This is a genomic window from Dyadobacter sp. 22481 (assembly GCF_052044875.1).
Taxonomy (GTDB): domain Bacteria; phylum Bacteroidota; class Bacteroidia; order Cytophagales; family Spirosomataceae; genus Dyadobacter; species Dyadobacter endophyticus.
Genome location: NZ_JBQENV010000001.1, coordinates 2,440,003 through 2,466,023, shown reverse-complemented (window position 1 = coordinate 2,466,023; position 26,021 = coordinate 2,440,003). Strand labels below are relative to the sequence as shown.

24 protein-coding genes are annotated in these 26,021 nt (G+C 48.9%); 13 read left to right on the top strand and 11 right to left on the bottom strand.

Features of this window, described 5'->3' with window-relative positions; genetic code table 11:
* Positions 1–12 precede the first annotated feature (12 nt).
* On the bottom strand, positions 13–1,875 hold the full coding sequence (locus ACTJJJ_RS09685; protein WP_426293965.1) for a YfbK domain-containing protein: 1,863 nt from the start codon (positions 1,873–1,875) through the stop codon (positions 13–15).
* 138 nt (positions 1,876–2,013) lie between these two features.
* Between ACTJJJ_RS09685 and ACTJJJ_RS09680 the strand changes: the two genes are divergently transcribed.
* The 4 genes from ACTJJJ_RS09680 to ACTJJJ_RS09665 all read left to right on the top strand — a co-directional run bounded on the left by ACTJJJ_RS09680 (position 2,014) and on the right by ACTJJJ_RS09665 (position 5,683).
* Complete coding sequence (locus tag ACTJJJ_RS09680) at positions 2,014–2,604, top strand: RNA polymerase sigma factor (protein ID WP_440701706.1); 591 nt, start codon at positions 2,014–2,016, stop codon at positions 2,602–2,604.
* Positions 2,591–3,727: an energy transducer TonB gene (locus ACTJJJ_RS09675; RefSeq protein ID WP_426293966.1), complete on the top strand. Its 1,137-nt coding sequence runs from the start codon at positions 2,591–2,593 to the stop codon at positions 3,725–3,727. Before ACTJJJ_RS09680 ends, ACTJJJ_RS09675 begins: the two co-directional genes overlap by 14 nt.
* 340 nt (positions 3,728–4,067) lie before the next feature.
* Positions 4,068–4,457 carry a response regulator transcription factor gene (locus ACTJJJ_RS09670; RefSeq protein ID WP_188928191.1) on the top strand — a complete coding sequence of 130 codons (390 nt, stop codon included), beginning with the start codon at positions 4,068–4,070 and terminating at the stop codon, positions 4,455–4,457.
* A 14-nt stretch (positions 4,458–4,471) separates the two neighbouring features.
* Complete coding sequence (locus ACTJJJ_RS09665; RefSeq protein ID WP_188928193.1) at positions 4,472–5,683, top strand: sugar transferase; 1,212 nt, start codon at positions 4,472–4,474, stop codon at positions 5,681–5,683.
* Positions 5,684–5,699: 16 nt separating this feature from the next.
* Here ACTJJJ_RS09665 and ACTJJJ_RS09660 read toward each other — a convergent pair whose 3' ends face one another.
* Complete coding sequence (locus ACTJJJ_RS09660; RefSeq protein ID WP_188928195.1) at positions 5,700–6,317, bottom strand: acyltransferase; 618 nt, start codon at positions 6,315–6,317, stop codon at positions 5,700–5,702.
* Positions 6,318–6,417: 100 nt separating this feature from the next.
* Here ACTJJJ_RS09660 and ACTJJJ_RS09655 point away from each other — a divergent pair, with 100 nt between their 5' ends.
* The 7 genes from ACTJJJ_RS09655 to ACTJJJ_RS09625 are packed head-to-tail and all read left to right on the top strand — an operon-like array spanning position 6,418 to position 14,179.
* Entirely contained in the window at positions 6,418–7,092 is a 675-nt protein-coding gene (locus ACTJJJ_RS09655) for a TolC family protein (protein ID WP_188928196.1), read from the top strand.
* Positions 7,089–9,269, top strand: coding sequence for an exopolysaccharide transport family protein (locus ACTJJJ_RS09650; protein WP_426293967.1), 2,181 nt, complete (start codon positions 7,089–7,091; stop codon positions 9,267–9,269). Before ACTJJJ_RS09655 ends, ACTJJJ_RS09650 begins: the two co-directional genes overlap by 4 nt.
* Positions 9,266–10,441 carry a glycosyltransferase gene (locus tag ACTJJJ_RS09645; RefSeq protein ID WP_188928200.1) on the top strand — a complete coding sequence of 392 codons (1,176 nt, stop codon included), beginning with the start codon at positions 9,266–9,268 and terminating at the stop codon, positions 10,439–10,441. The genes ACTJJJ_RS09650 and ACTJJJ_RS09645 overlap by 4 nt, the downstream gene beginning before the upstream one ends.
* Positions 10,442–10,452: 11 nt before the next feature.
* Positions 10,453–10,599, top strand: a complete 147-nt coding sequence (locus ACTJJJ_RS09640; protein WP_188928202.1) for a hypothetical protein — start codon at positions 10,453–10,455, stop codon at positions 10,597–10,599.
* The gene (locus ACTJJJ_RS09635; protein ID WP_426293968.1) at positions 10,599–12,080 is read left to right on the top strand and encodes an O-antigen ligase family protein; all 1,482 of its coding nucleotides are present in this window, start codon (positions 10,599–10,601) and stop codon (positions 12,078–12,080) included. Before ACTJJJ_RS09640 ends, ACTJJJ_RS09635 begins: the two co-directional genes overlap by 1 nt.
* A gap of 3 nt (positions 12,081–12,083) precedes the next feature.
* Positions 12,084–12,938 (top strand): beta-1,6-N-acetylglucosaminyltransferase, encoded by an 855-nt coding sequence (locus ACTJJJ_RS09630; RefSeq protein ID WP_426293969.1) that lies wholly within the window; start codon positions 12,084–12,086, stop codon positions 12,936–12,938.
* A 56-nt stretch (positions 12,939–12,994) separates the two neighbouring features.
* Positions 12,995–14,179, top strand: coding sequence for a glycosyltransferase (locus tag ACTJJJ_RS09625; RefSeq protein WP_426293970.1), 1,185 nt, complete (start codon positions 12,995–12,997; stop codon positions 14,177–14,179).
* Positions 14,180–14,193: 14 nt separating this feature from the next.
* Here the strand turns inward: ACTJJJ_RS09625 and ACTJJJ_RS09620 are convergent, their stop codons facing one another.
* The 4 genes from ACTJJJ_RS09620 to ACTJJJ_RS09605 all read right to left on the bottom strand — a co-directional run bounded on the left by ACTJJJ_RS09620 (position 14,194) and on the right by ACTJJJ_RS09605 (position 19,291).
* Positions 14,194–16,803: an ATP-binding protein gene (locus tag ACTJJJ_RS09620; RefSeq protein ID WP_426293971.1), complete on the bottom strand. Its 2,610-nt coding sequence runs from the start codon at positions 16,801–16,803 to the stop codon at positions 14,194–14,196.
* Positions 16,804–16,864: 61 nt separating this feature from the next.
* Positions 16,865–17,632: a glycosyltransferase family 2 protein gene (locus tag ACTJJJ_RS09615; protein ID WP_188928212.1), complete on the bottom strand. Its 768-nt coding sequence runs from the start codon at positions 17,630–17,632 to the stop codon at positions 16,865–16,867.
* 9 nt (positions 17,633–17,641) lie between these two features.
* Positions 17,642–18,418 (bottom strand): glycosyltransferase, encoded by a 777-nt coding sequence (locus ACTJJJ_RS09610; protein ID WP_188932072.1) that lies wholly within the window; start codon positions 18,416–18,418, stop codon positions 17,642–17,644.
* Positions 18,419–18,427: 9 nt separating this feature from the next.
* Positions 18,428–19,291: a glycosyltransferase family 2 protein gene (locus tag ACTJJJ_RS09605; protein ID WP_426293972.1), complete on the bottom strand. Its 864-nt coding sequence runs from the start codon at positions 19,289–19,291 to the stop codon at positions 18,428–18,430.
* A gap of 208 nt (positions 19,292–19,499) precedes the next feature.
* On the opposite strand from ACTJJJ_RS09605, the gene ACTJJJ_RS09600 reads away from it, so the two are divergent.
* Positions 19,500–20,852 (top strand): lipopolysaccharide biosynthesis protein, encoded by a 1,353-nt coding sequence (locus ACTJJJ_RS09600; protein ID WP_188928216.1) that lies wholly within the window; start codon positions 19,500–19,502, stop codon positions 20,850–20,852.
* 121 nt (positions 20,853–20,973) lie between these two features.
* Positions 20,974–22,188 carry a glycosyltransferase family protein gene (locus ACTJJJ_RS09595; protein ID WP_426293973.1) on the top strand — a complete coding sequence of 405 codons (1,215 nt, stop codon included), beginning with the start codon at positions 20,974–20,976 and terminating at the stop codon, positions 22,186–22,188.
* Between the two features lie 45 nt (positions 22,189–22,233).
* Here ACTJJJ_RS09595 and ACTJJJ_RS09590 read toward each other — a convergent pair whose 3' ends face one another.
* The 5 genes from ACTJJJ_RS09590 to ACTJJJ_RS09570 are packed head-to-tail and all read right to left on the bottom strand — an operon-like array spanning position 22,234 to position 25,964.
* Complete coding sequence (locus ACTJJJ_RS09590) at positions 22,234–23,349, bottom strand: acyltransferase family protein (RefSeq protein ID WP_426293974.1); 1,116 nt, start codon at positions 23,347–23,349, stop codon at positions 22,234–22,236.
* Positions 23,346–23,921, bottom strand: coding sequence for an ATP-binding protein (locus tag ACTJJJ_RS09585; RefSeq protein WP_426293975.1), 576 nt, complete (start codon positions 23,919–23,921; stop codon positions 23,346–23,348). The genes ACTJJJ_RS09590 and ACTJJJ_RS09585 overlap by 4 nt, the downstream gene beginning before the upstream one ends.
* Before the next feature lie 3 nt (positions 23,922–23,924).
* Positions 23,925–24,263, bottom strand: coding sequence for an STAS domain-containing protein (locus tag ACTJJJ_RS09580; RefSeq protein WP_426293976.1), 339 nt, complete (start codon positions 24,261–24,263; stop codon positions 23,925–23,927).
* Positions 24,264–24,270: 7 nt separating this feature from the next.
* On the bottom strand, positions 24,271–25,428 hold the full coding sequence (locus ACTJJJ_RS09575; RefSeq protein WP_188928227.1) for a response regulator: 1,158 nt from the start codon (positions 25,426–25,428) through the stop codon (positions 24,271–24,273).
* A complete protein-coding gene (locus ACTJJJ_RS09570; RefSeq protein ID WP_426293977.1) occupies positions 25,425–25,964 on the bottom strand; it encodes a hypothetical protein in 540 nt (179 codons plus the stop codon). Before ACTJJJ_RS09570 ends, ACTJJJ_RS09575 begins: the two co-directional genes overlap by 4 nt.
* Positions 25,965–26,021 lie beyond the last annotated feature (57 nt).

Here is a 26,021-nt window from a genome sequence, read left to right as displayed (position 1 = left end):
AACATTATTCTATCACTTCCGTGCCGTTCCCTGCGAGCCGTCCAGGCTCTGTGCCGCCTTTACCAGTTGCACGAACTCTGAACGGTAGCCTTCTTCATCCTTGCCAAATGCGTTTCTGGCGCGCTGGATCACATCCGCATAAGTGGCCTTACCTTTGTATTCAGAGCCTCGCAGGAGCAAGCCGAACTCGGCGACCGCACTGGCAAACCTCAGGTTTTCAGAACATTTTTCAAACGCGACAGATTCGGTTTTTACCGGCAGGTCGAAAAGCACACTTTTTTCGCTGTCCGCTTTTTTGTATCGGACTTTGATCGTCATCATTTCCCCGCTATTGCTGGTGGTCAAGGTGCGGTTCTGCTGGTATTTTAAGGTGTCTGTCGTTTTGACGTAGACGCTTTCTGCGCCTTTGGGGACAATCTCGTAAATGGCCGTCACCGTGTGGCCGGATCCCATATCGCCTGCGTCCTTTTTGTCATCGTTGAACTCGTCATTGCGCAGTGCGCGGTTTTCGTAGCCAATGAGGCGGTAAGCCGCTACATGAGCAGGGTTAAATTCGATCTGGATCTTGACGTCTTTGGCAATAGTGAACAAGGTACCGCCAAATTCTTGCACAAATTCTTTTCGTGCTTCCTGAATATTATCGATGTAGGCATAGTTGCCGTTTCCCTTGTCGGCCAGCGTTTCCACATGGCTGTCTTTGTAATTACCCATTCCAAAACCCATAACGCTGAGGAAAATGCCCGCTTTGCGTTTTTCCTCAATGAGCTTCTGCAATTCTGATTCATTGGAAATACCCACATTGAAATCACCATCGGTTGCCAGGATTACGCGGTTGTTGCCCTTGGGCAGGAAGTGTTTTCGGGCAAGGTCATAGGCCAACTCGATGCCTTCTCCACCTGCTGTCGAACCGCCAGCTTCCAGTTTGTCGAGCGCATCCTTGATGGTTTTTTTCTCGCTTCCCGATGTCGGGGACAATACCATGCCGGCCGAGCCGGCATAGGCAACGATTGAAATTTTGTCTTCTGCGCGAAGCTGGTCAACCAGCAGTTTGAAGGCCTGTTTGAGGAGCGGGAGTTTGTTAGTTTCGCTCATCGAGCCGGACACATCAATCAGAAAGACCAGGTTGGACGCTGGCAGATTTTCGGTCGAAACGCTTCTGGCCTGCAAACCAATGTGTACCAGTTTCAAACCCGGGTTCCAGGGCGAATCGGTGGTTTCGGTAGTGATAGCCACGGGGTGTTCGCCGGCAGGCTGAGGATAGTCATAATCGAAATAGTTGATCATTTCTTCGATCCTGACAGCATCCTCCGGCGGCATCTGGCCATTGTTCAGAAAACGCCGCACATTACTATAAGCGGCACGGTCGACATCCACCGAGAACGTCGTTACTGGTTGCTGGCTAACAGACAAAAAGCCGTTTTCATTGATCGGTTTGTAGCTTTCGGTAGGAACAGACATTTGCATTACGGCTCCTGAAAATGTAGCAGGGGCGGAGGCAACCCTGTTGAACGCGAGCGACTTGCTCACGCGCCCCGGTTGCTCGGACTGCTTGATTTGTTCATCTGCCAGTACTTCTGCTTTCAGTGTCTTTTGCGTTAAAACGATATTCAAAACAGAATCTGAGGGAACAGGCATTGTCAATGGCATGTACCCGGCCTTTTTGAATACCAATGCCCTGGCCTGGTTTGGTATGCGAATTGAAAAGCGGCCGGTACGGTCGGTCACCGTGCCGGCACCGCCGCCTTGTATGGATACACTCACGCCGGCGATGGGAGCATTGGCACCGTCCTTCACTGTGCCATTGATAATGCGGTCGGGCCGTAATGCGAAGGCGCTCAAAACGATGGCTAACAGAATAATTACTCTTGTTTTCATGGTTTACGGATTTCGTTATTTATCCCCTGGATGCGGGCCGGCAGGTAATTCCATAAAAGTTTTTAGAACATTTTTATGGAATTTTGACTAAACCGCATCCAGTAACCGGAAGGCCGGAAAACATTTCCCAGGGCACACGTGAAGTTTTTGAAATTCTTTCAGGGCAAGGTCAAAGAACCGGTTCCAGAGGCCGAAGGGCTTGCTGCGTACCGGCGCAATGGCGATGTTGCCGTGCTGGGAGCATTGTACGAGCCTTACATGGATATGGTTTTCGGGGTGTGCTTCCAGTATTTGCGGGATGAAGATGAGAGCAAAGACGCTGTCATGCAGATATTTGAAAAGCTGGTAGCCGATTTGAAGCAGCACGAAGTTTCAAACTTTAAGAGCTGGCTGCATAGCGTAGCGCGGAACCATTGCCTGATGAAGCTGCGAGTATCCCGGATTACCGTAGGCGCCGAATCTGTGGACGACCGGGAACAGGAATTGCAGATCGGGGCGCTGTATGATGAGGACACATTGGCATTGGATGGGCAGCTCAATGCATTAGATGAATGCCTTCAAAAGCTGGTAAGCGAGCAGCGAATCAGTATCGAGCTGTTTTATTTGCAGAACAAATGCTACCGTGACATTGCCGGAGAGACCGGTTTTGAAATGGGTAAAGTGAAAAGTTATATCCAGAATGGAAAGCGGAAACTGAAAATCTGCATTGAAAACAATGGCAGCTACTAACGACCTCATACCGGATTTCGACGATTTCGAGCGCTATTGCGGTGGTGAAATGTCCTCAGCAGAACAGCGCTCGCTGGAAGGAAGGGTGCTGGCCGAGCCGCTGGTAGCGGAAGCCTATGAAGGTTTCCTGGCCTGGCGGGCACAGCATGCGGAGGTGACAGGCGTACGTGCCGACCTGCGCGAGCGTTTGCACACACGTATGGCGCACGCGCGCAGAAATGCATTACCGCTGTGGGCCTACGCCTCGGCTGCTTCGGTATTACTGGTTCTGTTCGTTTATTGGAATATGTTTTTGTATGATAAAAAAGTTGCTATACAAAAATCTGCGGTTGCTGTAAAGCAGGAAGAAACAACATCATCCACGTCTGAACAAGTAACCCTTCCTACGCCCATAAAGCTCGACAAACCACTCGAATCAGCCGCTCCGGCCCCAACCGGTCCAAATACTTCAATTCCTACTAAACCAGTTCCCGCAAGCCAGCCCAAACAAGCTCCCCAGACTTTGCCAAAGCCTGAAATTGCATTGGCACCTTTCGTTCTGGCAGATGAGAAGGCTCGGCAGGAAGCCGGGCTGGAAGCAATCGATACCGCATTGGCGGATTCGTTCCAGGCTGAAACAGCAATAGCCCAGGCACCTCCGCAGCTCGCCAAAGCGTTGGCTGCGCCAGGATCGGTGCAGGCTGTGGCGAAATCGATGGCAGGGAGGGTAAAAACCGAGCCCTCATCCTGGCACACAATCTCGAAAAAATCAGAAGAAATAAATAAACAGTATGCCAGGCAGGAGCTGCTAGCCTCCAAACCGGTCGCTGGCGATAAGAAAACTGATAACATCGTAGTGCCTGCCGACACGCTGGCGCCCATTCCGGCGGCGGGGTGGGCATCCTACCGTGCTTATCTCGATAAAAACACGGGCTCTGCTTCTACAACTGGTCAAATTGTGGTGACATTTATCGTCAGTTCTTCGGGCACCTTGTCCGGCATTGTGGCCAAGGGGCCTCAGGAACTTCAAAAAGATGCCATTCGTATTATTAGCAACGGTCCCGCCTGGGCACCCGCACGTGCCAACGGAATGCCTGTTACTTCTGTGGGGGAAATACAACTGTGGTTCCGGCAAAAGCAATAATCCCATCCAAATCAGACGGTTATGTGGTGACTTGTAGAAGTAATTTTAAAATTTTTCTAAAATGGGGCGGTTATTTTTTGTTGTCTACGCCGCAGTAGTTAATTTTACTACAAGCTCTTAATTACCCTTCTCTTGATATGTTACCAATTTGAATTTGTAATTTCTACTCCTATTCGCTTGATGACCGTTTTCGATCCGGTTCGGGGTGATGCACAGATGAAATCTGCAATTTTCTGGCTTAAATTTTATACAGCAAGTATTATGACTAATCTTACGAAATAATTATTTGCCATTTTTTTTACAGTACTACAACGAATAATTGCATTTTTATACTCAACCTATGGACAATAGAAGGAATCTGTTGATTATAGACGACGAACCCAGCATTACCAAGATACTGGAACATTTTCTTAAAAAAGACTTCAATGTGGTGATCAAAAGCGACGGCTCCGAAGGAATGCTGTGGCTGGAAGAAGGGAATCAAGCCGATTTGATCATCGCAGACCTTCATATGCCCAACCTGAGCGGTAAAGAGTTTTTGAAGGTAGCGAAGGCTAGCAACCTTTATTCGGAAATACCTGTAATTATACTGTCGGGTTCCGACGAAAGCAGCGAGCGCATCCAGTGCCTCAACTTGGGCGCCGACGACTTCATGGTCAAGCCGTTCAACCCCATGGAGGTGCACGCCAAGATCAACGCCGTTTTGCGGCGCAGTAAACGCTTCTCTTAAACGACGTTGATATCATGGAACTGGCCGGCACAACGACAGAAACGGTAACGGCAGGCAAGACCTACGTTGCCCAGTTCAGGGTTATTTTTGTTCATAACAACTTTCAGGAATACCTCAGGTTTGCCGAGCGCTTTGCCGACTACCTTCAAGTGGAGTATTTTGATACACCTGGTGGCGCACTGGAAGCACTAAGAGAAAACTTTCCCACAGACGTGATCGTGGCCCACGACGGAAGCGGCGGTATTGAGCTGCTCGACACGATCCGTAAAAGCGCCGGGTTTGGTAACATACCATTTGTGCTGCTGGTTGACAGACTCTCCCGCCAGGCCATTGATCTTGCACGTAATAAGCAAGCAGACGATGTTTTTTCTGTGAATTTCGATGATGGCGATCTGATCACCCGCATCAAATATTTCAAAAAACGGCAATGGTATGTGGCCAGCAAAGCGTCGCAGAAAATTGGTTCTCAAGGACACAAAACACCGGTTTGGAAACGCACGATCGACATTGTTACTACCGGCACGGCGGTGATCCTTTTGTTACCCGTGTTTATCATCGTGGCCATCCTGATTAAGCTGGATTCCAAAGGGCCCGTTTTTTACAAATCTAAAAGGGTAGGAAGCGGCTACAAAATTTTTGACCTGTACAAATTCAGGACCATGCGTACGGATGCCGATCAACTGATCCGGAAAATGGCCGCATTGAATATGTACTCCAAGGCTGAGCCTGTCGCGCAGATCGAGACACATGGGCTTTGCGACGAATGCCTTGCCGGAAACCAATGCAAAAGCCTGCTATTCCACGATGGTAAAGAAATCTGCGAAAAGCTTTACCACTTCCAGAAGGAACAGAAGGCCGCTTTTATGAAATTTCAGAACGACCCGCGCATTACGCGCCTGGGTAGTTTTCTAAGAAATTCCAGCATCGATGAGCTCCCCCAACTGATCAACATCCTCAAAGGCGATATGTCGCTGGTAGGTAACCGTCCGCTGCCTTTGTATGAAGCTGAAAAAATGACTACCGATGACAAAATTCTGCGTTTTGCAGGCCCGGCCGGCCTAACCGGATTGTGGCAGGTCACCAAACGCGGAAAAGGCAAGACCGATATGACCGAAGAAGAACGTACGCAGCTCGACATCACTTACGCCCGGGAATTTTCCTTTAAAATGGATATGGAAATCATCCTGAAAACGTTCCCGGCGCTGTTGCAGTCGGAGAATGTGTGACGGGGCAAACGGTATGTCAGGACGTCTTAACCCAATCGTTGTATTCGGGATCGTATTTTTTAATGATGCGCGCTGGATTTCCCACAGCGACCGAATAGGGCGGTATATCTTTGGTAACAACCGCGCCGGCAGCAACCACCGAATGCCGGCCGATCGTGACACCGGCGGTAACCACGGCATTTGCGCCGATCCAGCATTCGTCTTCAATAACAATAGGTGCAACGCTTACGCCTTGTTTATGAATCGGTTGCTGAATATCCTGATAATTGTGGTTCAAACCGCTGGCAACAATATGCTGAGCAAGGATCACATCATTGCCGATCGTGACCGGACCGATAATAACATTTCCGAGACCGACCAGCGAGTTGGCTCCAATATGCACTGCCCCCACACCATTGTTGATTGTGCTGAAATCCTCGATCATCGAATTGTCGCCGATCGAAAACGGATTGAAAGGCAGCACGTCCATCCTTACCCACCGGCGGACGATGACATTTTTGCCCTTTTGATGAAAGAAACGGTTCAAAAACACCCGGACCCAAAGCCTTGGACGGGCCTGATCGGTTGGTATCAGCATCCAGTGGACAAATTTTTTCAGTCCCGGACTGTTCCGAATTTGGTCGGATAACGACATTTTGCCTAGATTAGTGAGATGTAGTAATATTTTTACCAAAAGTATTTCGCATCGCTTCAAAATCAAGCAAAAGTGATTTAAATAAATATTGTACCCTGATATGCCAATAAAATTTACCCTTTTGGGGCTTCTGTTTTTTTTTACCATCCAAGGTGCCCGCGCCCAGGAAACTCTTAGCAAAGACCTGGATTACGCCTACCTGGACAAGCTGATAGCAATCTGCAGAGCCAATTATCCCAAAATCAAGATGTACCAGGCGCATGTCGAGGCCGCTGAGAGCGGCGTCAAAAAGGCAAAGCTTTCGTACTTCGATATTTTCAATTTCTCCTATTTGTATAATCCCAAAAACAACGGAGCTCCTGTATCTGCATCGTTCCCATTCACCTATCAGTTTGGCTTCTTTGTCAACATCGGTGCGATCCTTCAAAAACCTGCCATGGTCAAGCAGGCTAGGAGTGAACTGGCTTCGGCCGAGTACGATAAGCAGTCGTTTGACCTGAATATGGAAGCGGAAGTCAAGAAGAGGTATTTCACCTACATCCAGAAAAAAGCGGTGTACCGTGTACGCTCGAACGCGTCGCTGGACGTCGAAAGTATGCTCACCAATGTGAAGAAGCGCTTCGAGATGGGCCAGGAGACATTGGAAAAGTATAACCAGGTGCTGATCATGCAAACCGACCACGCGCAGAACCTGTTGAATTCAGAAAGCGAGGTACTGGTTGCCAAAAGCAGCCTGGAAGAATTAGTAGGACAAAAATTAGAAGATATCAAATGACCGAGGTTGTACAGTTTCTAAGATTGCTGCAGAGGAATAAAATTACCCTGATCCTGGTTCCGTTGATCACAGTTATTGTCTGCTACTTCCTTGTCAGACGGTTACCGGATACCTACGAATCCCATGCTCGTATTGCGACAGGGTTGGTCGACAAAACCGATCAGGTGGTGACCCGCGCCAGAGACGAGCAGGACCAGCAGATCGCACGTAAGTTTGAGAGCCTGATTCAGGTGATGCGTCTGAAAAGGACGCTTGATCAGGTTTCTTACCGGTTAATCCTCAACGATTTGAAAGGATTGAAAGACTCGACCTGGCGTGAGCCGGTGCACACGCTGGAAGAAATGAGCAAGGCTGACAAGGCGAAAGCCATCGCGCTCATCACCCAGAAATATCAAAAGCACGAGGAACTCCTCTTGTCGAAGCCGGAAGAAAAAAAGCTCAATGATATCATCGTGGACATGGGTTATGGCGCGAACACTCTTCGTGAAAAGCTTACCATTTACCGCACCGGGGTAGGTGATTACATCGATATCCAATACGAAGCGGAGCATCCCGAACTGTCTGCGTACGTGATCAACACGCTGGCGCAGGAGTTTATTTCTGACAATTCCTTGCGTGTGGTGGGCAATAACAAGAAGACAATCGATTTTCTTCAGAGCTTCATGATGCAAAAGCTCAACGCACTGAATGCGAGGATGAACACACTGAAAAATTTCAAGATCCAGAACCGCGTATTGAATCTGAACGAGCAGGCAAAGAGCATTTACGGGCAGATGGCCGATTTTGAAACCCGACGCCAGATAGCACAGAAGGACATCATTGCCTACACGGCTGCTATCGGCAATATCGACCGGCGCTTCAACCCCACCGAGCGCAAGTACTTCGAGAGTGCCTTGACAGACATCAACCAGAAGATCATAGCCACCAAGAGCAATTTGAAAGCCCTAAATGAGCGCTACATTCTGAGCAACTTCGATAATCGGATCAAATTCAGCCTGGATTCGCTTAGAAGCCGGCTTTCAGAGGAAATCAATGAGGCTTCGGACAAGTACGCCTACAATCCGATGGTGGTCAAGCAGGATCTGGTGACGCAGAAACTGGGCATGGAAATATCGCTGGAGTTAGCCAAAAACAGTGTGGCCTCGATTCAGGGGGAGCTGGACCGCCTGAACCGTAAGTTCGACGGGCTCGTGCCCAATGAGGCCAAGATCCAGGAATATGAGACCTCGATCGATATTGCCAGCAAGGAATATATCGAAGCGCTGCAGCGCTACAACGAGGCCAGCCTCGAATTCAGCTTTCCTGTTTACCTGCGGCTGATCGAGCGCGCCATGCCAGGCGAGGTGCAAGCCTCCAAGAAGATGGTGCTTGTGATCCTTTCCGGGGTGATCAGCTTCACATTCTGCGTGTTTGTTTTCTTTATTCTGTATTATCTGGACAAATCCATTCGCTACCCGTTGCAACTGGCAAACGAGACAGGTAAGCCGGTGCTGGGGTATTTAAATGCGCTGGAAAAAGACTCGAACCTGAGCCTTTCGGGTATGAATGCATCGGAGGACAAGGCCGTGCGCCTTTACAAAAACCTGGTTCGATCGATCCGTTATGAGCTGGACAACGAAATGGGCGATCCCAAGGTTATCGCCGTAACCAGTCTGGGTTACGGGGTAGGCAAAACCCCGTTTGTGATCGCGTTAGCCTGGGCATTTTCGAAGATCAACAAAACTGTACTTATTATCGACGGCAATTTCAGTCAACCTGATATTTCAAAACTGAACCCGGACAGTACTCCGTTTGAAAATTTTGTCAAATCCAACAACCTGCCCGAAGCAACGCCGGGGCAGATCAGCATTCTTGGTGCAAAGACGGGTGACATTTCGGTGCTGGAACTGGCCGACGAAAAAGTGATCAGTGAGCGTTTGCTGGCATTGAAGACCCGATTCGATATTATACTCATTGAAACCGACTCCCTTCGGGCGATGAACCGGGCAAAAGAATGGGTAAGATTCTCGGACTTGGTTGTTTCAGTGTTTGCGGCGGGACGCTCGATTGGCTCCGAAGATCAATCCAAAATACAGTACCTGGACAGTTTGAACGGCAAATTTGCTGGCTGGGTGCTGACCAACACCGAAAGCATCCCCGAACAGGCCGGCAGGGTGGCTAAACCCGTGGAAGCATGAAAATCATCGAATGGATAGGACTGGCGATTCAGGCAGGAATTGGGTATAACCTGGTGTTTCCCGTATTTCTGCTGCTGATCTATGGACTGAGAAAGGCAGTCGTATCCCGTGGCGCGGCGCCTGACAGTCAGCCGCTACTGGATTACGGGATAATCGTGACAGCCTACGAATACACCGCGCAGTTGCCTGCGGTAGTAGGCTCACTGCTGCAGCTGAACTACGACCGCTTTCACATTTACGTTGTCGCCGATAAATGCGACATCAGTAACCTGCATTTTCCTGCGGATAAAGTGGCATTGCTTCGTCCCGAGCAGGTTCTGGGGAGCAACACGCGGTCGCACTTCTATGCAATCCGTCGTTTCATCCGCCCGCACACGCATCTGACCATCATCGACAGCGACAATCTGACTGATCCCGAGTATCTGAATGAGTTGAACAGGTATTTCAATCAGGGTTACGAAGCTGTCCAGGGCGTGCGTGAAGCCAAAAATTTGGATACCACCTACGCCTGTCTTGATGCCGCCCGCGATATTTATTATCATTTTTTCGATGGAAAAGTATTGTTTGGCGCAGGTTCCTCAGCGACGCTGGCGGGCTCGGGGATGGCGTTCAGCACCGGATTGTATGAAAAAGTGCTCGGACATCTGGATGTGACCGGTGCCGGTTTCGATAAAGTTTTGCAAGATGGCATCGTAAGCCGTGGCTATCGCATTGCATTTGCCGAAAAGGCAGTTGTCTATGACGAAAAAACAACCGGTTCCGACCAACTGGTAAAGCAGCGCGCCCGGTGGATCAATACCTGGTTTAAATACTTTGGTTATGGATTTAAAATTTTGTTCAAAGGCATTACCCGTTTCAGCCTCAATCAGATTCTTTTCGGGCTGGTGCTGTTGCGGCCGCCATTGTTCATTTTCCTGCTGCTCTCGGTATTTTTTATGCTGATCAACTTGCTGATCGCCCCGGTAATGTCGCTGGTATGGCTGATAGGGCTGATCGTTTTCGTGCTCGGTTTTTATATATCACTAAAAAGCTCGCCCACCGACTCTAAGATTTATCAATCGCTGATCAATATCCCAAGATTCATGTTCTACCAGCTCACGGCGCTGGTCAATGCAGGACGGGCGAACAAGATTTCGGTGGCCACACGCCAGGAAAACAAAACGCAGGGCTAAATTTTACTAATATGAAGATTTATCCAGAAAAAAAGGTCAGCGAGCAAAAACGGAGCTTCGATGCGCTTACCCCCATACAGCAAAAAATACGTCAGGCTGCATTGCTGCTGGCGTTAGTGAGCACATTCATCTGGTTTTTTAAAATTCTGTTCTTTTAGTGAAAGAAATTGAGATTGCCATTCCGGGGAAAAGTAGCCAGGGGCTGAGCCGCATCGAAAGAGTGCGTGCCCTCTTCGATCGTAAACTGGCCGGGCTAGTGATTCTGTTGCTCATTTCGCTGGTATTGGGCGCACTTATCGCCTATCAGGGGATTATTGCCGGAGTGGGTATTCTGGCGCTGATGTTTGGCCCACCAGCGGTGTACTGCATCGTGGCATTTCCCGAATTTGGCATCACCGTGCTATTGATGTTTGCCTACTTGCTATTCTTTATTGGTAGGCTAGGTGTGAATTTCCCGCTCGGGACAGTGATGGACGGTGTTCAGGGGCTGCTGATCCTGGGTTTCTTCATTCATCAGAAGCGCCGGCCCGACTGGAAGGCGTTTAAGGGGCCCATCAGTGTGATGATCCTGATCTGGATTGTTTTCAACCTTATTCAGGTTGCCAACCCTGCGGCCGAATCCCGGCTCGCGTGGGTATACACTATCCGCGCGGTTGCGATCGTGATGCTGACCTACTTTGTATTCATGTATCAGATCCGCACGGTTCACTTTCTGCGGTTTTTGCTCAAACTCTGGCTCGGACTTGCGCTATTCGCTGCATTGTATGCCTACAAGCAGGAATACATTGGTTTCTCCGCCGCTGAGGACGCCTGGCTGAATTCTGAGGGCGTTGCGGATTTGCTTTTTATTGCTGGTCACTGGCGCAAGTTTTCGATCTTTTCCGATCCTGTCGCATTCTCCTATAATATGGTGGTAAGCAGTATTATCTGCATCGCATTACTCACGTTTGTGAAGAAAATCTGGCAGAAAATTGTGCTCATGCTGATGGTTGCATTATTTTTTTCGTCAATGCTTTTTTCGGGTACACGAGGTGCGTATGTACTTATCCCCGCGGCAATGATATTGTTTGTGATTTTGCGGATCAACAGGCAAGTAATCATCTTTTCGGGCATCGCGGCGCTGTTTTTCTTATTCCTGATATTTGTTCCTACCAGCAATTCAAACATTGTTCGGTTCCAGACGGCCTTTAAGCCGAACGACGATATATCGTTTCAGGCACGTAAGAACAACCAAAAACGGATTCAACCCTACATTCTCACGCATCCGATCGGTGGGGGGCTTGGTGCTACCGGCGCTTGGGGGCAGCGGTTTGCGCCGCAATCTTATCTTGCCAACTTTCCACCCGATAGCGGGTATGTCCGCATCGCTGTCGAGCTAGGCTGGGTCGGCTTGTTCTTGTTCTGCCTGTTGATGTTTTTTATCCTAAGGGAGGGTATCAACAACTATTTTCTGATCCAAAATCCGGAGCTGAAAACATACTGCCTGGCTATGTTATTGGTTGTATTTGCCTATAATGTAGGCAATTATCCGCAAGAAGCGCTCGTGCAATTTCCGTCCAATATCTATTTTTACCTGGCAGCAGCTATCATAAACATTACCCGCATGCTCGACGAACGAGAGCAGAAAGAGAAGATATAAGCTATGAAGGTCGCCCATTTGATTCTCGCGCACGCAGCACCGGTCCAACTCTCGAAGCTCATCGGCGCGCTCGAAGATAAGCACGCATGGTTTTTTGTCCATATCGATCGAAAAGCCGACCTGGACGCATTCTCATTCTTGCAAAACAGAGAGCGGATTACCGTGATAGCCGACCGCGTAGATGTTGGATGGGGCGCATATAGTATCGTGGAAGCTACAATCCGTGGCTTCAAAGCGGCCGTAGACTCGGGGATTGATTTTGGCTATGTGAACCTGCTCAGTGGGACTGATTACCCATTGCGAGCGCCATCGGAAATCCATGATTTTTTTGCCAGGAATACAGGAGAAAACTTCATGGAATACTACCCTGTCTACCATGAATGGGCAGAGGCAATCCCGAGATTGACCCAATATGACTTTACCAATTACAAATTTCCGGGAAAATATCTGGTTCAAAAATGGGTCAACAAGCTATTCCCAGCCCGCAGGATGCCCGCCGGACTAGAACCGGTAGGACGCTCGCAGTGGATGAGCCTGACGATGGATGCAGTTCGCTATTTGCTGCAATATCTGGACGAGCATCCAAAGGTTGTCCGTTTTTTTAAACATACATGGGCCCCGGATGAGATTGTATTTCAAACTATTTTGTACAATTCGCCATTCCGCCCTTCATTGGTGAACGATAATTTGAGGTATATTGACTGGTCGAAAGGCGAGCCGAGCCCGAGAGTACTCACGGGCGAAGACCTTGGCCGGATGTTGTCATCGGGCAAACTTTTTGCGCGTAAGTTTGATCTGTCCCGGTTTCCGGAAGTGATCGCAGCGCTCGATCGGCAAATGAAGGACCATCAATCATAAATAAGCGAATCTCAACGAGGTGGGGATATTAAAACCCACGCATTAGCTACTGCAATATGGATATTGTCATTACAGGACAACAGGCCTGGGATGTAGAAATCGGGAGTAACTGCAAGAATATCGCCCTGGAATTCAGTAAGAACCACAGGGTGTTGTATGTCAATTCTCCTCTGGACCGAATCTCGCTGCTCAAAAATGGCGATGACCCTAAAATTGTGAAACGCAGGAAGGTGGTTCATGGCAAAGCCGACGGCCTGGAAGAAGTACAAAAGAATCTATGGGTGCTCTATCCCGATAAGATGATCGAATCGATCAACTGGCTGCCGGAAATGCTTTTCGATATTTTAAACAAAAGGAATAACCAGCTCTTTGCCGGATCGATTGCCCGTGCCGCCAAGCGGCTTGGCTTTACCGACTATATTCATTTCAATGACAATGACATGTTCAGGAGCTTTTTTCTGAAAGACCTGCTCAAACCGAGGCTATCCATTTACTACTCGCGTGATTATATGCTGGCAGTGGATTACTGGCGCAAGCACGGAGCCCGCCTAGAACCGAGCCTGATTGCCAAAAGCGACCTTTGCGTAGCCAATTCGACTTATCTGGCCGACTATTGCGCCAAATTCAACCCGCGTTCATTCTACGTGGGCCAGGGCTGCGACCTGGATATTTTCATGGCCGGCAACCAGGCCCCGGAGCCTGCCGACATCGGCGCGATCGCTCGCCCGCGTATCGGGTACGTAGGTGCGCTGCAAAGTATCCGGTTGGATATGGAACTGCTCGAATACATTGCCCATTGCCGGCCCGACTGGAATATCGTGCTGGTGGGCCCGCAGGACAACGAGTTTTTACAAAGCAGCCTGCACAAGCTTTCGAATGTGACTTTTACCGGTTCTCGCAATATTACTGAACTGCCTGCCTACATCAACGCATTTGATGTGTGCGTGAACCCGCAATTGCTCAACGAGGTCACAATTGGCAACTACCCGAGGAAGATCGACGAATACCTGGCTGTTGGCAAGCCCGTTGTAGCTACGGCGACCGACGCAATGAGTGTGTTTGCAGACCATGTATATCTCGGTAAAGGAAAAGAAGATTACGTCAGGCTGATCGACCTTGCACTGGCCGAAGATTCGGACGTGCGGACTGCAGCCAGACGGTCTTTTGCCAGCTCGCATACCTGGGAAAATAGCGTGGAAGAGATATACAAGGCCATCGACCAGGCCGCAGCGGACCGGTGATGGCTTTGAATTAATTACAGTTTTTTGAGCTGAACCAAGCCTGCTTCGGCCTCCTCCTTCAAATCTACCAGCTTCTGGTTCAGTTCGCTGGTCCATTTTCCTTGTTTCAGCGTCGCTTCAAGCTCTTTATACTGATTGGCGGTGTTGAGCAATCCTACCGAAAACAGCGATGAGCGGAATTTGTGAATTGCCTGGCGGAGCCGTTCAAGGTCGCTGGCGGCAGCTGCCTCGCCGATACTGGCGAGCTGCAACTTGCTGTCTTTGTCGAAGAGCGCGATCAGTTCGTTGCGCAGTTCCTGATCACCTCCGGTGATTTCAGAGAGATAGTCGAGATTCAGTATTGTATCTGTCATTTTAGTTGGTGGAGGTTGCTGAGTACTGTTTGGGGACTGCGGTGCTTCGTAATTCTCTTTGTTTCCAAGGTGTGCAATGGTATATAAAAGTTCACTTTCTTTAAAAGGTTTCGAAATATAGCTGTTGGCGCCAATACTCAGGCATTCTTCTTTCTCGCCCACCATCGCATGCGCGGTCATTGTGATGATCGGAATGGTACCCGAAATCGTCCGGCGGATCTCCTTAATAGCTGTATAGCCATCCATAACAGGCATTTGAATGTCCATTAAAACCATGTCAAAGGTTTCTTCGCGCAGCCTGTCGAGTGCTTCCTGCCCATTGTTTACGACGATCAAACTGATATTCAGCCGCTCGAAAATGGCCTTTAACAGCTTTTGATTAAGTGAGTTGTCTTCCGCCGCGAGGATTCGCAGCGAAGTTACCGATGCGTTGATATCTATATCTTTTTCAATATCTTCCAGTAGATCGGCCTCCTTCACGATCCTGAAGGGGAAGTCCATGGTGAAAACAGTTCCCTTGCCCAGCTCACTTTCCAGGTTTAGTGTGCCTTCAAAAAGATGTACGAGCGATTTTACAATGCTTAGTCCCAAGCCCGTTCCGCCAAATACCCGGGTAGTACTTTCGGTGGCTTGCACAAAACGGTTAAAAACCTCTTTGAGCTTATCCTTCGGGATGCCGATGCCGGTGTCTATTACTTCAAAACGAATGTTCTGAATATCGTTAACCGGCTCGCCTATCTGTTCTATGCGCAGTTTCACACTGCCGCGTTCGGTGAATTTGACGGCGTTCCCGCATACATTCAGCAATATCTGAGTAAGCCGCAGCTTGTCAGTTTCGATGTATTCGGGTAAGCCTTCTTTTAGTAAAACTTCATAATCAATGCCTTTTTCGACAGCGCGGTGGTGGATGATGGCCGATATCGAATCGACGAGCTCGCGGATCGGGACCGGCGTTTTTTCCAGATGTACCTGGCCGGCTTCGATCTTGGAGAAATCAAGGATGTCGTTGATTAGTTCGAGCAGGTTTTTACCCGCATATTGAATGTAGCCAACATATTCAAGACTTTTCTGTTCGGTGACCTCGCCCAGCAACAGGTTGGTAAATCCGATGATCGCATTCAAGGGCGTTCTGATCTCATGGCTGACATTAGAAAGGAAGATATCCTTCACACGCACGGACTTTTCGGCCAGTATCCGCGCTTTTTCCAGCGTCGCTTCATAATTCGCACGTTCGGTAATATCCCTGAAAACCGTAATAGCGCTTTTTATCTGACCGTCCAGGCCGATTACCGGCTGCACGTTTGTTTCCAGGTGGTATATCTTGTCATTTTTAACCAGGTCGATTTTGTTGCCCGTTAGTTTTTCCCCTTGTAAAGCGCGTGCCACCGGCAATGTGTCGGCCGAAAAACGGACGTGATAACGGGTCGGGTCAAGCAGTTTAATGCGTTTCACCTGCTCGTCGAGTGTCTCTGGCCTTTCGCCGGCTACGCCCAGGATTTCCCGTCCTGATTGATTAAGAACCTCTATTTTTTGTTCATTATTGATAACCATCACCCCGTCCGGGATTGCTTCGAGGTACTGGCTCACTGTTCGCTCTCTTTCATTGATCTCTTTTTGAAGCAGCCGCTGCTTGCGTTTGTCAAGATTCAGAAACACGATGGAAAGGATCGTAAGGATGAACCCGACTGCCCCCGTAAGTAGTATGAACAGGACCGAGTTCTGCTGGGTAGCCGATACCAGCTTTCTCCGCTGGTCCATATTATGGTTTTCATAGTCCTCGATTTCATTGATCTTACGTGTCAGTAAGTTGTTGAGCCTGATCCCTTCACCTTCCTGTATTTTGGTAAATGCCTGCTGGCTTCCTTGTATGCGATAAATACTGATCACATTTTGCGAGTATGCTACGATCTGACTGGATATTTCAAGCAAGTCTTTGACACGCCGGGTCTGAATCTCATCGGTCTTGACCAGATTGAAGAGCGTGTCGGTAATACCTACGAGCTGGATTTTTTTGTTGTAGTTATCGGTCAGCAGCTCCTTGTTCTGCGAGATCAGATAGCCACGCATATTTGACTGAAAGTCTTTTGTCACCAGGCCGAAATTGGCTGTCTGGTTCAACACACCGATCGTAACGTTCAGGCGCTCGTTGTTCAGCGAGAGGTCACGGACGTTTTTGTAGGTAAAGTACTGAGAACCGAAGATCAGGGCCAGTCCCAGGTAAATGCTCGCGTAATACCATCTGAATGAGTCATTTTTTGCATGGGTCGGCATATCTCAGGGGCGGAAACATTGGATTTGATGGCACCAAGATCGGAATAAACGGAGACTATATTCAGGTCAGGTAATCAAAATTAAATTTCAGATGTCGGTAAATGTGCCTCATTTGCGTGAGTAGAAAGCTATCACTTTCCCGCCAGATATTCCTTTTCATTGTACTGGGCTCGGCCTCGGAATTCTTTTGGACAAACAGACCGGTGAAGTCCTTGTAAAAATAGGCTTTGCCATTGTTTTTCAGGAACGACATCATCATCTGGTACTCGGTCACATCGCCTTTCTGGCCTTCGACATATCTTCCGAACTTGCTAAAAAAATTGCTCCTGCGCAGGTGCGGGTGGTCGCTGTAAGCGTAAAACTTACGATAACCCGGTTTCCAGAGTTTAAAATCCATTTCGTAATAGCCGTGCTCGGGGTTGCGCAGGCAGGGATATTCGAAATAGGCGTAGAACCGAACCACATCGATGCCAGGTTTTTCCCGCATAATGTCCAGCGCGTGCGTGAAGCTTTCCGGGAAAATGATGGTTGGGGTGAAGTCCTCCTGCACATAAAGTGTTAGCGGCGTCTGCACGGCATCCTGGCCCTTATTGATATTGTTGCCCAAACCCCTGTTCTGAGGCGTGGTAATAAGCCTGAACTCATGCTTTTTCTGCAATTGAAGCAGGTAATCGATATGTTCAGGTTTGCTTCCGTCGTCGGACACGACGATGTCGCCGAACCGACAGCCCAGGGCTTCAAACGAACGGAGCAACTGTTCCAGCGACTGGCTCCGGTTGTAATGGGTAATGAGCAGCGTCACCTCCCCGAAGTAGTATTCCTTGTTCATGTAGGCAGTCTATTTCATGAAAACCAAGTCGAGCGTATTTTTTAGCCAGCGATAGCGCAGGTACGTCAGCCGTGCAAGTTTGATCAGCGGATTCTCGCTCAGTTTCCAGTCTGCGCGCTCCATGGTACTCGGCTCATCGGAAGAGTTTTTTTGATAAAACAGTTTAGTGAAATCGTTAAAAAACAGCCCCTTCCCTTTATGCTGTAAAAAACTGACAGCCATTTTGTATTCTGTCAGATCGCCTTTGATCCCCTCCGGGTAGCGGCCGAACTTTGAAAAGAACGAGCTGCGCCGCAAATGCGGATGGTCGCTGTAATAGTAAAATTTCAAATGGTCCATATCCCAGAACCGGTACACCATTTGCGAGTATCCTTTTTTAAAGGGCATCAGGGTAGGGTAGGCAAAATAGGCGTAAAATCGAACGATGTCCCATTTTGGGTCCTCTCGCATAAAAGTGAGGGCGTCTTGGAAATGGACGGGGAAAATCTCGGAAGGCTGAAAATCCTCCTGAACGTACAGGGTGTATTCGGATCGCACCGCATCCTGGCCCTTATTGATGTTATGGCCCAGCCCGCGGTTTTTCGGTGTGGTAATGAGCCGGAAATTGAAGCGATTAATGAGCGATGTTACTTTTTCCAGGTGCTCGGGTTTGCTGCCGTCATCCGAAACGACTATCTCCGCAAACTGGCAGCCAAGCGATTCAAATGTGGCAAGCAGCCGTTCGAGCGATCCGCTACGGTTGTAATGGGTGATCAGTAAGGTGGTATCGGGAAAATGGTGCTGCATCATAAATTATTAGAGATAGTCGCGCATGCCTTGCAACTGTCGCTTGGCCCGATTAAAAAAAGCCCTGGAAATGCTGCCGTCGTCGAGCAAGCGGCGAGGTGAGGTGAAAACCGTGGCTTTGGAGCTGGTAACCTGTCTCAGTTCGCCCTCCTTCTTCAGGTTCAGTGCCATCCGGCCATCTTCGGCCTCATTTTGGAAATCGCTGCCGACGATATTGGCATACACCCGTGAGCCGCTAACTCGGAAACCGCCCGTTCTTCGGCCAACGTCGGTCACAAAGCCCATATTAAAGCCGTACACATTGAGGTATTCCCGGTTCTTCTTCCGGATGCGGATCATCAGCCCGGCGAATTGCTCGTATAGCCACAGACCTAACCGGCCTTGCCCGGTGGGCGGAATGAATGCGTAATTGCCGTAAACGCCGGTGATGCCAGCGTTTTTTGCCATCGGCTCCACCATCAGGTCAATCCAGTCGGGTGGGTAGAAGGTGTCAGAATCGGCGCAGAGGTGGTATTTGCCACGGGCCTGGTCGAGGCCCATTTGCCGGGCGAATGGTGTGCCCTGGACAGTTTGCAGGTAGTTTCGTACGCCCAGCGTGTCGAGCACTTTCTGGGTGCCGTCGGTCGAATTATTGTTGACAACAACGATCTCGACCTTGTAATTGGTAATGCTGGCCGAAAGCGAGGAAAGCGTCCGGTATATATTGTTCTCTTCGTTCCAGGCCGGGATCACGACCGATACCTCGGGTGCTTCCTCTCGGAAACGGTTGATGCGGCTGCGCAAAACCTGAATCTCGCCCTCGGTGAGATCTTCGAAACGCTTGTTTGTAAAAAGGTGTGGCAGAATCCATTTAGGTAAGCCCAATAAACTCATATTCTGGCAATCGGTAGGTTTTGTACATCTTTACAGTCAAACAAGCCCTTGTAGCGGGCAGAGGGAGGAAAGTTAAAACAATAATCCTGCTTTGTGCAAAAATATTGTAAAATTACTTCGCATATTGCGTTTGGTACCAACATCGGTAAATAGTTTAATAATCCGTGGACGTAGTTCGTGGTTACCATAATATACAGCCTACAACCTGATGGCCTTTCAGCTTTTACAAAAATTAAGGAACAAACATTTTCTTTCGCTGGCCGGAAACGGCATTATGTCCGTGCTTGGGATGCTGAACATGATCATCCTGTACCGGGCATTGCCTGTGGCAAGTATTGGGATGTGGGTATTCTTTTTGTCAATATTACTGCTGGTTGATACTTTCCGGTCCGGCTTTCTTACAACGGCATTTATCAAGTTCTATGCAGGTGCGAGTGCAGCACGGAAGCGCGAGGTCGTGGGTTCGGCCTGGTTTATCGGCGGGGCGATCACGGGCATTCTTGCGCTGATCAATATTCCGGCGTTTCTATTCTCGGATTGGTTTAAGAATCCATCCGTCGTGCTGTTTGTGGAGTGGTTTGGCATAATATATGTTGCTTCATTGCCTTATTTTATCGCTTCCTGCGTGGTGCAGGCCGAGCAGCGGTTCGATCAGCTCTTATGCATCCGTTTCCTGAGCCAGGGCTTTTTCATCCTTTTTGTGATGGTTATGGCCTTTACCCACACCGCAAATCTGCAAAATATCATCTACGCCTATCTGGGCGGTGCTGCGCTGACGAGCATTTTCACCATCGTCATGGGCTGGGCCAGGCTCGGTAATTTCAGGGACCGTACCACTGAGTGCATCAAGGAAATCTTTCATTTTGGTAAGTTCTCGGTCGGTACCACATTGAGTTCCAATCTCTTCGGTACTTCCAATACGATGATTATCAACTTCATGCTTGGACCTGCCGCATTGGCGGTTTTCAACCTCGGTCAGCGGCTGATGGAGATTATTGAAATACCCCTTAGGAGTTTCGCCGCTACGGGGATGCCCGAACTCTCGGCTGCCTATAACGAAGGCAACCGGCCGAAAGTGATCGAAACCATGAAACGCTACGCAGGTTTGATCACCATAGCGCTGTTGCCGGCCTGTATTGGCGCGGTGATCCTGGCCGACGTGGCCATCCACATCATAGGCGGTGAAAAGTATATAGAATCAGAAGCAGCGAATATTATGCGACTGTATATGACATTTGCGCTTCTATACCCGCTCGACCGCTTTTTTGCATTGACACTCGATGTGATCCATCAGCCTAAAATCAATTTCATCAAGGTGCTGATCATGCTGGCCGGCAGCGTTGTTGCCTCCGTAACGGCTATTTACATAACCGGTAGCGTCTACGGTGTCGCGATCGCCGGTGTAGTGCCAACACTCATCGGCGTGGCCATAGGCTACTGGGGCCTTAACCGCTTCGAGCCTTTCTCTATTCTGAGCGTTTTTACAACCGGTTATGCCGAGGCGGTCGGTCTGGTCAAGATCTGGTGGGGGAAGCTGAGGGTTAATAAGGCGCATCAGTGAATATCGCTTTTTTAAGGCCGGCTTGGCAGCTACTAGCAGTGGGACTTGTAAAAAGTATTAAATTACTGGACAAACAAAGGAGGCGCCCTATCTGATGAGAGCTCATGAAGATGCTTTGCCAATGAAACTGAAAGGAAATCAGATTTTGATTTTTGGATTTGCCCGGTTTGACGCACCCAACGAGTCTACCAGCTACACTATCGCCAAACTGCTCGCGCGGGAGAATCAAGTTTATTATATCGAGGACCCAGTGACGCTTCGCGAATTTTTCAAGTTGCGCAAAACAGCTGGATACCGGTCGCGTGAAGGGCATTTCTCCTTTACCAGCCATTCGCTGGTCGAAACCGACCTGCCTGGCCTGAAAGTGATTATCCCGCCGATACGATTGTCTGCAAACTTTCTTCCGGAGAACTGGCTGTTTCGAACTGTATTAAAGTTCAATGAGTTATTGATCCGTACCAAGCTGAAAGGCATTCTGAAAACCTATAAGATCAGGGATTATATTTTCATCAATTCCTTTAATTTTCATTATCCGACCCTCACCGAAGGCCTGACGCCTAAGCTGAAAGTGTATCATTGCCTTGACCAGGCAGTGTTGCCATTCAACCGGAGGCACGGCGTTGTGGCGGAGGAGATTCTGGTGAAACAGAGCGATGTGGTGATTTGCAGCAGCAAGCAATTGAATGAGGAAAGAAAAAAGCGAAACCCGCACACTTATTTTGTGGCCAATGCCGCAGATCTGGGCCATAGCAGCAAAGCATTGAACCCTGATTTACCGGTGTACCCCGTTATTGCCGCATTGAAAAAGCCCGTGATCGGTTACTTGGGCGCTATCGATCACCGGATGGATTATGATTTGCTGAGAAAAGTAATACTGGCCAATCCCGACAAGAGCTTCGTATTCGTGGGCCCGGTATCCAGAGAGTTTGTGCCCGATTGGATCTTTGCTGCCGGAAACGTCTATTTTCCCGGCCCGATCGATTATCAGTATATGCCTGCGGTGATCAAAGGGTTCGATGTGGCGCTGATCCCGTTTAAAAAGAATGAAGTTAGCAGCAGCATTTTCCCGCTCAAACTTTTCGAATACCTTGGTGCTGGCAAGCCGGTAGTGTCAACCGACTTTAATCCTGATCTAATGGAGTTTACCAAAGGTGCGGTGACGTTCTGTGAAGATTCCGAAAGCTTTTCTCTGGCTATCAATCATGAATTGCAGACCGACAGCACCGCCAAGCGCAAAAGCCGCGTGACAATCGCCGCAGAAAACACCTGGGAAAACCGCATAGATGCCATTGCGGATATCATACATTATCACCTCGAAGAGGTGATCCACCCCTGACCGCCGGCCGCCGGATCGCAGTGCCGCGGGACCGCCAGACCGTCATTATTTGCGGACTACTTCTGCTTCCTGCACTTTTTTGGGTGATTTGTATTGAAACCGCATTTCGATGTATTTGTAGGTCCACGACGAGACAAAGTAGATCAGTATGAAATTCAAAATGAACAGGTACGAGTAAGCTTCCGGCGGGAATTTGATTATTCGGATGAACAATACATTGAAAAGACTGATCAGCAACGCGTGCGTCATGTAAATAGAGTAGGAGTACTGGCCCAGCTTATGCAGCAGTTTTACGCTTTTCAGCCCCTTTGAAATAATGCCTTTTTCATAGGAAAATGTGTAAATGCAGATGAAGAAAAGTATTTCAAATACAGCGCCCCAAGGCTTCATAATCTCGCCGTTATAAATGCAGAGAACGATAAGGAGCAGCGATAGGATTTCTATGACTGAAAACAATGCGGGAGACCATTCACGCACCTGCACATGTGTGTTACTGAATAGATTGAAGCAAAGTACCCCGGTAAAAAAGCCCAGAATCCCTCTCAGAAACCCATAATCAAAGCTGTAATTGATTTGAAAACTGCTGGAAACAGACCAGAGTGCTGCAAGCGAGAGGATGATCATCAGACCATACCAGGCGTTGCGGGCCCGGAATTGTCGGGTTTGATGAATGTATACAAGCAGACTACCGAAAACCAGGTAAGCCATCATTTCCGCACTGATCGACCAACTGGGAATATTCCAGCTGACATCCTTCACGCCCGGTACCGGGGTGGAATTGACCAGGAAAATCGAGGTGAAGAAAGTATAGACGTTGTTCGCCGGGTTCACCAGGTTGTTGACCTTGATGTAGGGGCTGAGCATATTCTTAGCCACTTCCATCCCTGCAAATGCTATCAACATCACGAAATGAAGCGGGTAAATGCGGTAGACGCGTTTTTTGAGAAATAGCCTGAACTGCGCCCAGTCGGCCAACGACTGGTAACTGTAAGCGATTACAAATCCGCTTAGAACAAAGAAGAAATCCACAAACATGTCCGAATTCTCGACGAAGCGGTTGTTCAGTATGGGGGTGTTGGCAAATGGGCCCAGATGGAACAGGAACACAAGCGATGCGAACAAGCCCCGAAAAATGTCCAGTACTTCGAAGCGGTGTTTCATGTAAGTGGTTGGGTGAAGTAGAATGTGCTGATAAACCGGTTGATACCGGTGTCTTGTTCGTATTCGTAGGCGAACTCGTCAGAAGCTTTTGTCATGATAAGCAGCCCAAAATGCTCGCTGGTATCGGAGAGCAATGCGGGCATTTCCAGTTCGGCAAGCTCTTCGATGAAGAATATGGCCCGGCCCCGCTCGTCGGTGCGCACGCAGAGTGAATCCATACCATTGTGGTAGATAGGAAAATCCACTGGCCGCACCATTTCCTGCAGTGGCCACATGATCTTTTTCTTGTGATGCCCCACGAGTGCAAGTGGCTTGCCATAATCTTCCTTTTGAAGAACCACTCCATCGGCCGTCAGGCCGATTCTGAGCACAGATTCCCGCTCGCCTGAATGCTTCACCGCGTTGGTGAGCAGTTCTATGATCACCCATTTGATCTTGGCCATCAGATCTTCGTCAAGCAGTGATCGGCTTACGTTTTGCTGGATGTGGTTTAGGCACAGGTTCAGTGTTCCGGGGATGCTCTCCCGGTTACTCTTGAAAACAATTGTGATCTGATCCGAATCTTCGCTCATAGACTAGTTTAGTGTACCCATCGCCTCCTCAAAATCATCGAATATCCTGAACACCTTGTCCATCCTGATGAGCGTAAGCAGGTTTTTAACATCCGGTTTTAGGGAAACCAGGCAAATATCGGCATTGCGTGGCATGGCGTATTTCAATGCCACTACCAGACTGCCCAGGAAAGAGCTATCGATGTAATTCACATTCTCAAAACTGACGATCACCAGACGGATTCCCTTGCCGATGATCGTGATCATTTCTTCCTTGAATGCATCCGCATTCGAAAGACTCGCCTCATCTGGTAAAATAGTGGCCTGTACCACCCGGTTCTTTTCTTCAACTTTCAGTATCATATCAGGGTCATTGTTTTTCTATAAAAATGATGCTTGCATCGTCCATCTGGTTGGTGTCGTCGATTAGTTCAAGTACATGCGTCCTGATCAAGCCGAAACTATCGGGTTTGCCCAGATATGGGGTTATTTTTTCCACAAAAAATGGGTAATCACTTTTCTTTGATCCGTTGGATGGAATATCTATCATGCCATCGGTGAAGATTGCCAGCTGGTCACCGGCCTTCATCCGAACGACGCGGTTGTCGTACATGCCGTCTTCGAGTAGTCCGAGCAGCAGCCCGGTGGATTGTACCGTCGCCGTTCTGCCCGTCTCGGGGGAGTGACTAATCAGCGGCAGATCGCCAGCGCCAGTGTAATGCACTTCGCCGGTGCAGGTATCGAGCAGCAGCAGCGACAGGCTCGAAAGAATGTTTTGCAGACTCTCATCGAGGTAAATCAGCTTGTTGATCTTTTGCACGATTGTAGCCAGGTCAAAATCATGGTCGAGCACGCAGAAGCGGATCGCGGCGCGGATATAGCTCAGAAAACCGAAGGTGAAGAACCAGGCTTTCCATTTTTTACCCATAATATCGCCCAGGAAGGCGAAACAAAAACGGCTGTCGACCTGCACAAAATCGATAAAATCACCCCCTGGATAACCGCGGTAGCCCTTATGCCAATAGTGGATCCGGTAGCCGCTTACGGTCGGCGCATGCGAGGGGATCGATTTTACATTCAGCGCTTCGGCAGCAACCTTCAATTCTCTTACCGACCTCAGGTGTTCGTTTTCAAGGGTTTTAATGATATTGTTTAGCTTGGTGATGATCACCGGGATCGGCGTTTCTTTATTGATGAAGTCCAGCGCCGACATATTCAGTCCTTCCAGCACCAGTTTGTTGTCGGTGAAAGAGGTCAGAAAAACGAACGGGATGTCTCGGATATTGGGATTCAGAAGCACTGCCTGCCGGAAATCGAAACCGTTCATTTCGGGCATATCGTAGTCGGACAGAATCAGATCGGGCGTTTCTACCAGCAACATTTCCAAAGCTTCCGTCGCCGATTCGCACAACACGCAGTTGTACCCTGCTTTCAAGAGCGCATGTTCAATTACAGTACGGAACAGCAGGTTGTCCTCTACGAGCAGGATTTTCTTAACGGTGGTCGGCGCATCGGGAAAGCTGATCATTTCTTGTTGAAGTTTATTACAAACAAAAGTACTCCACCGAAGATAATCAGCAGCGACACCAGGTCCATAATCGTGACCCCGTCGTTGATATTGAAATGATATACTGTGAAAAGCTCGAAACTGGGCGGCGCGGGCATAATAATCATCGCGAAGCCGACTATGATGAGCAAAATTGAGAGAATAAACATGACGCCTTTCTGGACCAACCTGCCACGCCTGGGTGTATTGATCCGGCTGTCGAACTGGTTTTCAGCCAGCAACTTTTCCAGGCCTTCCAGAAGCTCCTCCCGCGACAGGTTATTTTCCTGGTCGAGCTCTTTGAATGGTGCTAATTTCTTTTGAGTGGTAGCCGAACGCTGAAAAGCATCCGCGATCTGTTTCTGGTACTGTTTCGAATGTTGCGCGCCGATGTCTGCTTGCTCGATCGCTTCGATTAGTTCCGAAACCTTCTTTTCGACCCGAACAATGTCCTGTCGCTGAGGATCATGTGGGGCTTGGTCGGAGTCGTGATCGTTGAGCAGACGTTTGAGTTTCACGCTTGGCACGGTTTGTTCTCGAAAAAGGCTATCAGGGACGATTCAGGATGTTTTTTA

Bases quoted from the DNA above. Each gene is read 5' to 3' on its own strand.
- ACTJJJ_RS09655 (WP_188928196.1), top strand. From the start codon at position 6,418: ATGCCAATAAAATTTACCCTTTTGGGGCTTCTGTTTTTTTTTACCATC.
- ACTJJJ_RS09650 (WP_426293967.1), top strand. From the start codon at position 7,089: ATGACCGAGGTTGTACAGTTTCTAAGATTGCTGCAGAGGAATAAAATT.
- ACTJJJ_RS09660 (WP_188928195.1), bottom strand. From the start codon at position 6,317: ATGTCGTTATCCGACCAAATTCGGAACAGTCCGGGACTGAAAAAATTT.
- ACTJJJ_RS09585 (WP_426293975.1), bottom strand. From the start codon at position 23,921: ATGAGCGAAGATTCGGATCAGATCACAATTGTTTTCAAGAGTAACCGG.
- ACTJJJ_RS09640 (WP_188928202.1), top strand. From the start codon at position 10,453: ATGAAGATTTATCCAGAAAAAAAGGTCAGCGAGCAAAAACGGAGCTTC.
- ACTJJJ_RS09610 (WP_188932072.1), bottom strand. From the start codon at position 18,418: ATGCAGCACCATTTTCCCGATACCACCTTACTGATCACCCATTACAAC.
- ACTJJJ_RS09615 (WP_188928212.1), bottom strand. From the start codon at position 17,632: ATGAACAAGGAATACTACTTCGGGGAGGTGACGCTGCTCATTACCCAT.
- ACTJJJ_RS09605 (WP_426293972.1), bottom strand. From the start codon at position 19,291: ATGAGTTTATTGGGCTTACCTAAATGGATTCTGCCACACCTTTTTACA.
- ACTJJJ_RS09630 (WP_426293969.1), top strand. From the start codon at position 12,084: ATGAAGGTCGCCCATTTGATTCTCGCGCACGCAGCACCGGTCCAACTC.
- ACTJJJ_RS09645 (WP_188928200.1), top strand. From the start codon at position 9,266: ATGAAAATCATCGAATGGATAGGACTGGCGATTCAGGCAGGAATTGGG.
- ACTJJJ_RS09670 (WP_188928191.1), top strand. From the start codon at position 4,068: ATGGACAATAGAAGGAATCTGTTGATTATAGACGACGAACCCAGCATT.
- ACTJJJ_RS09625 (WP_426293970.1), top strand. From the start codon at position 12,995: ATGGATATTGTCATTACAGGACAACAGGCCTGGGATGTAGAAATCGGG.
- ACTJJJ_RS09575 (WP_188928227.1), bottom strand. From the start codon at position 25,428: ATGATCAGCTTTCCCGATGCGCCGACCACCGTTAAGAAAATCCTGCTC.
- ACTJJJ_RS09580 (WP_426293976.1), bottom strand. From the start codon at position 24,263: ATGATACTGAAAGTTGAAGAAAAGAACCGGGTGGTACAGGCCACTATT.
- ACTJJJ_RS09675 (WP_426293966.1), top strand. From the start codon at position 2,591: ATGGCAGCTACTAACGACCTCATACCGGATTTCGACGATTTCGAGCGC.
- ACTJJJ_RS09685 (WP_426293965.1), bottom strand. From the start codon at position 1,875: ATGAAAACAAGAGTAATTATTCTGTTAGCCATCGTTTTGAGCGCCTTC.
- ACTJJJ_RS09600 (WP_188928216.1), top strand. From the start codon at position 19,500: ATGGCCTTTCAGCTTTTACAAAAATTAAGGAACAAACATTTTCTTTCG.
- ACTJJJ_RS09665 (WP_188928193.1), top strand. From the start codon at position 4,472: ATGGAACTGGCCGGCACAACGACAGAAACGGTAACGGCAGGCAAGACC.
- ACTJJJ_RS09595 (WP_426293973.1), top strand. From the start codon at position 20,974: ATGAAACTGAAAGGAAATCAGATTTTGATTTTTGGATTTGCCCGGTTT.
- ACTJJJ_RS09620 (WP_426293971.1), bottom strand. From the start codon at position 16,803: ATGCCGACCCATGCAAAAAATGACTCATTCAGATGGTATTACGCGAGC.
- ACTJJJ_RS09590 (WP_426293974.1), bottom strand. From the start codon at position 23,349: ATGAAACACCGCTTCGAAGTACTGGACATTTTTCGGGGCTTGTTCGCA.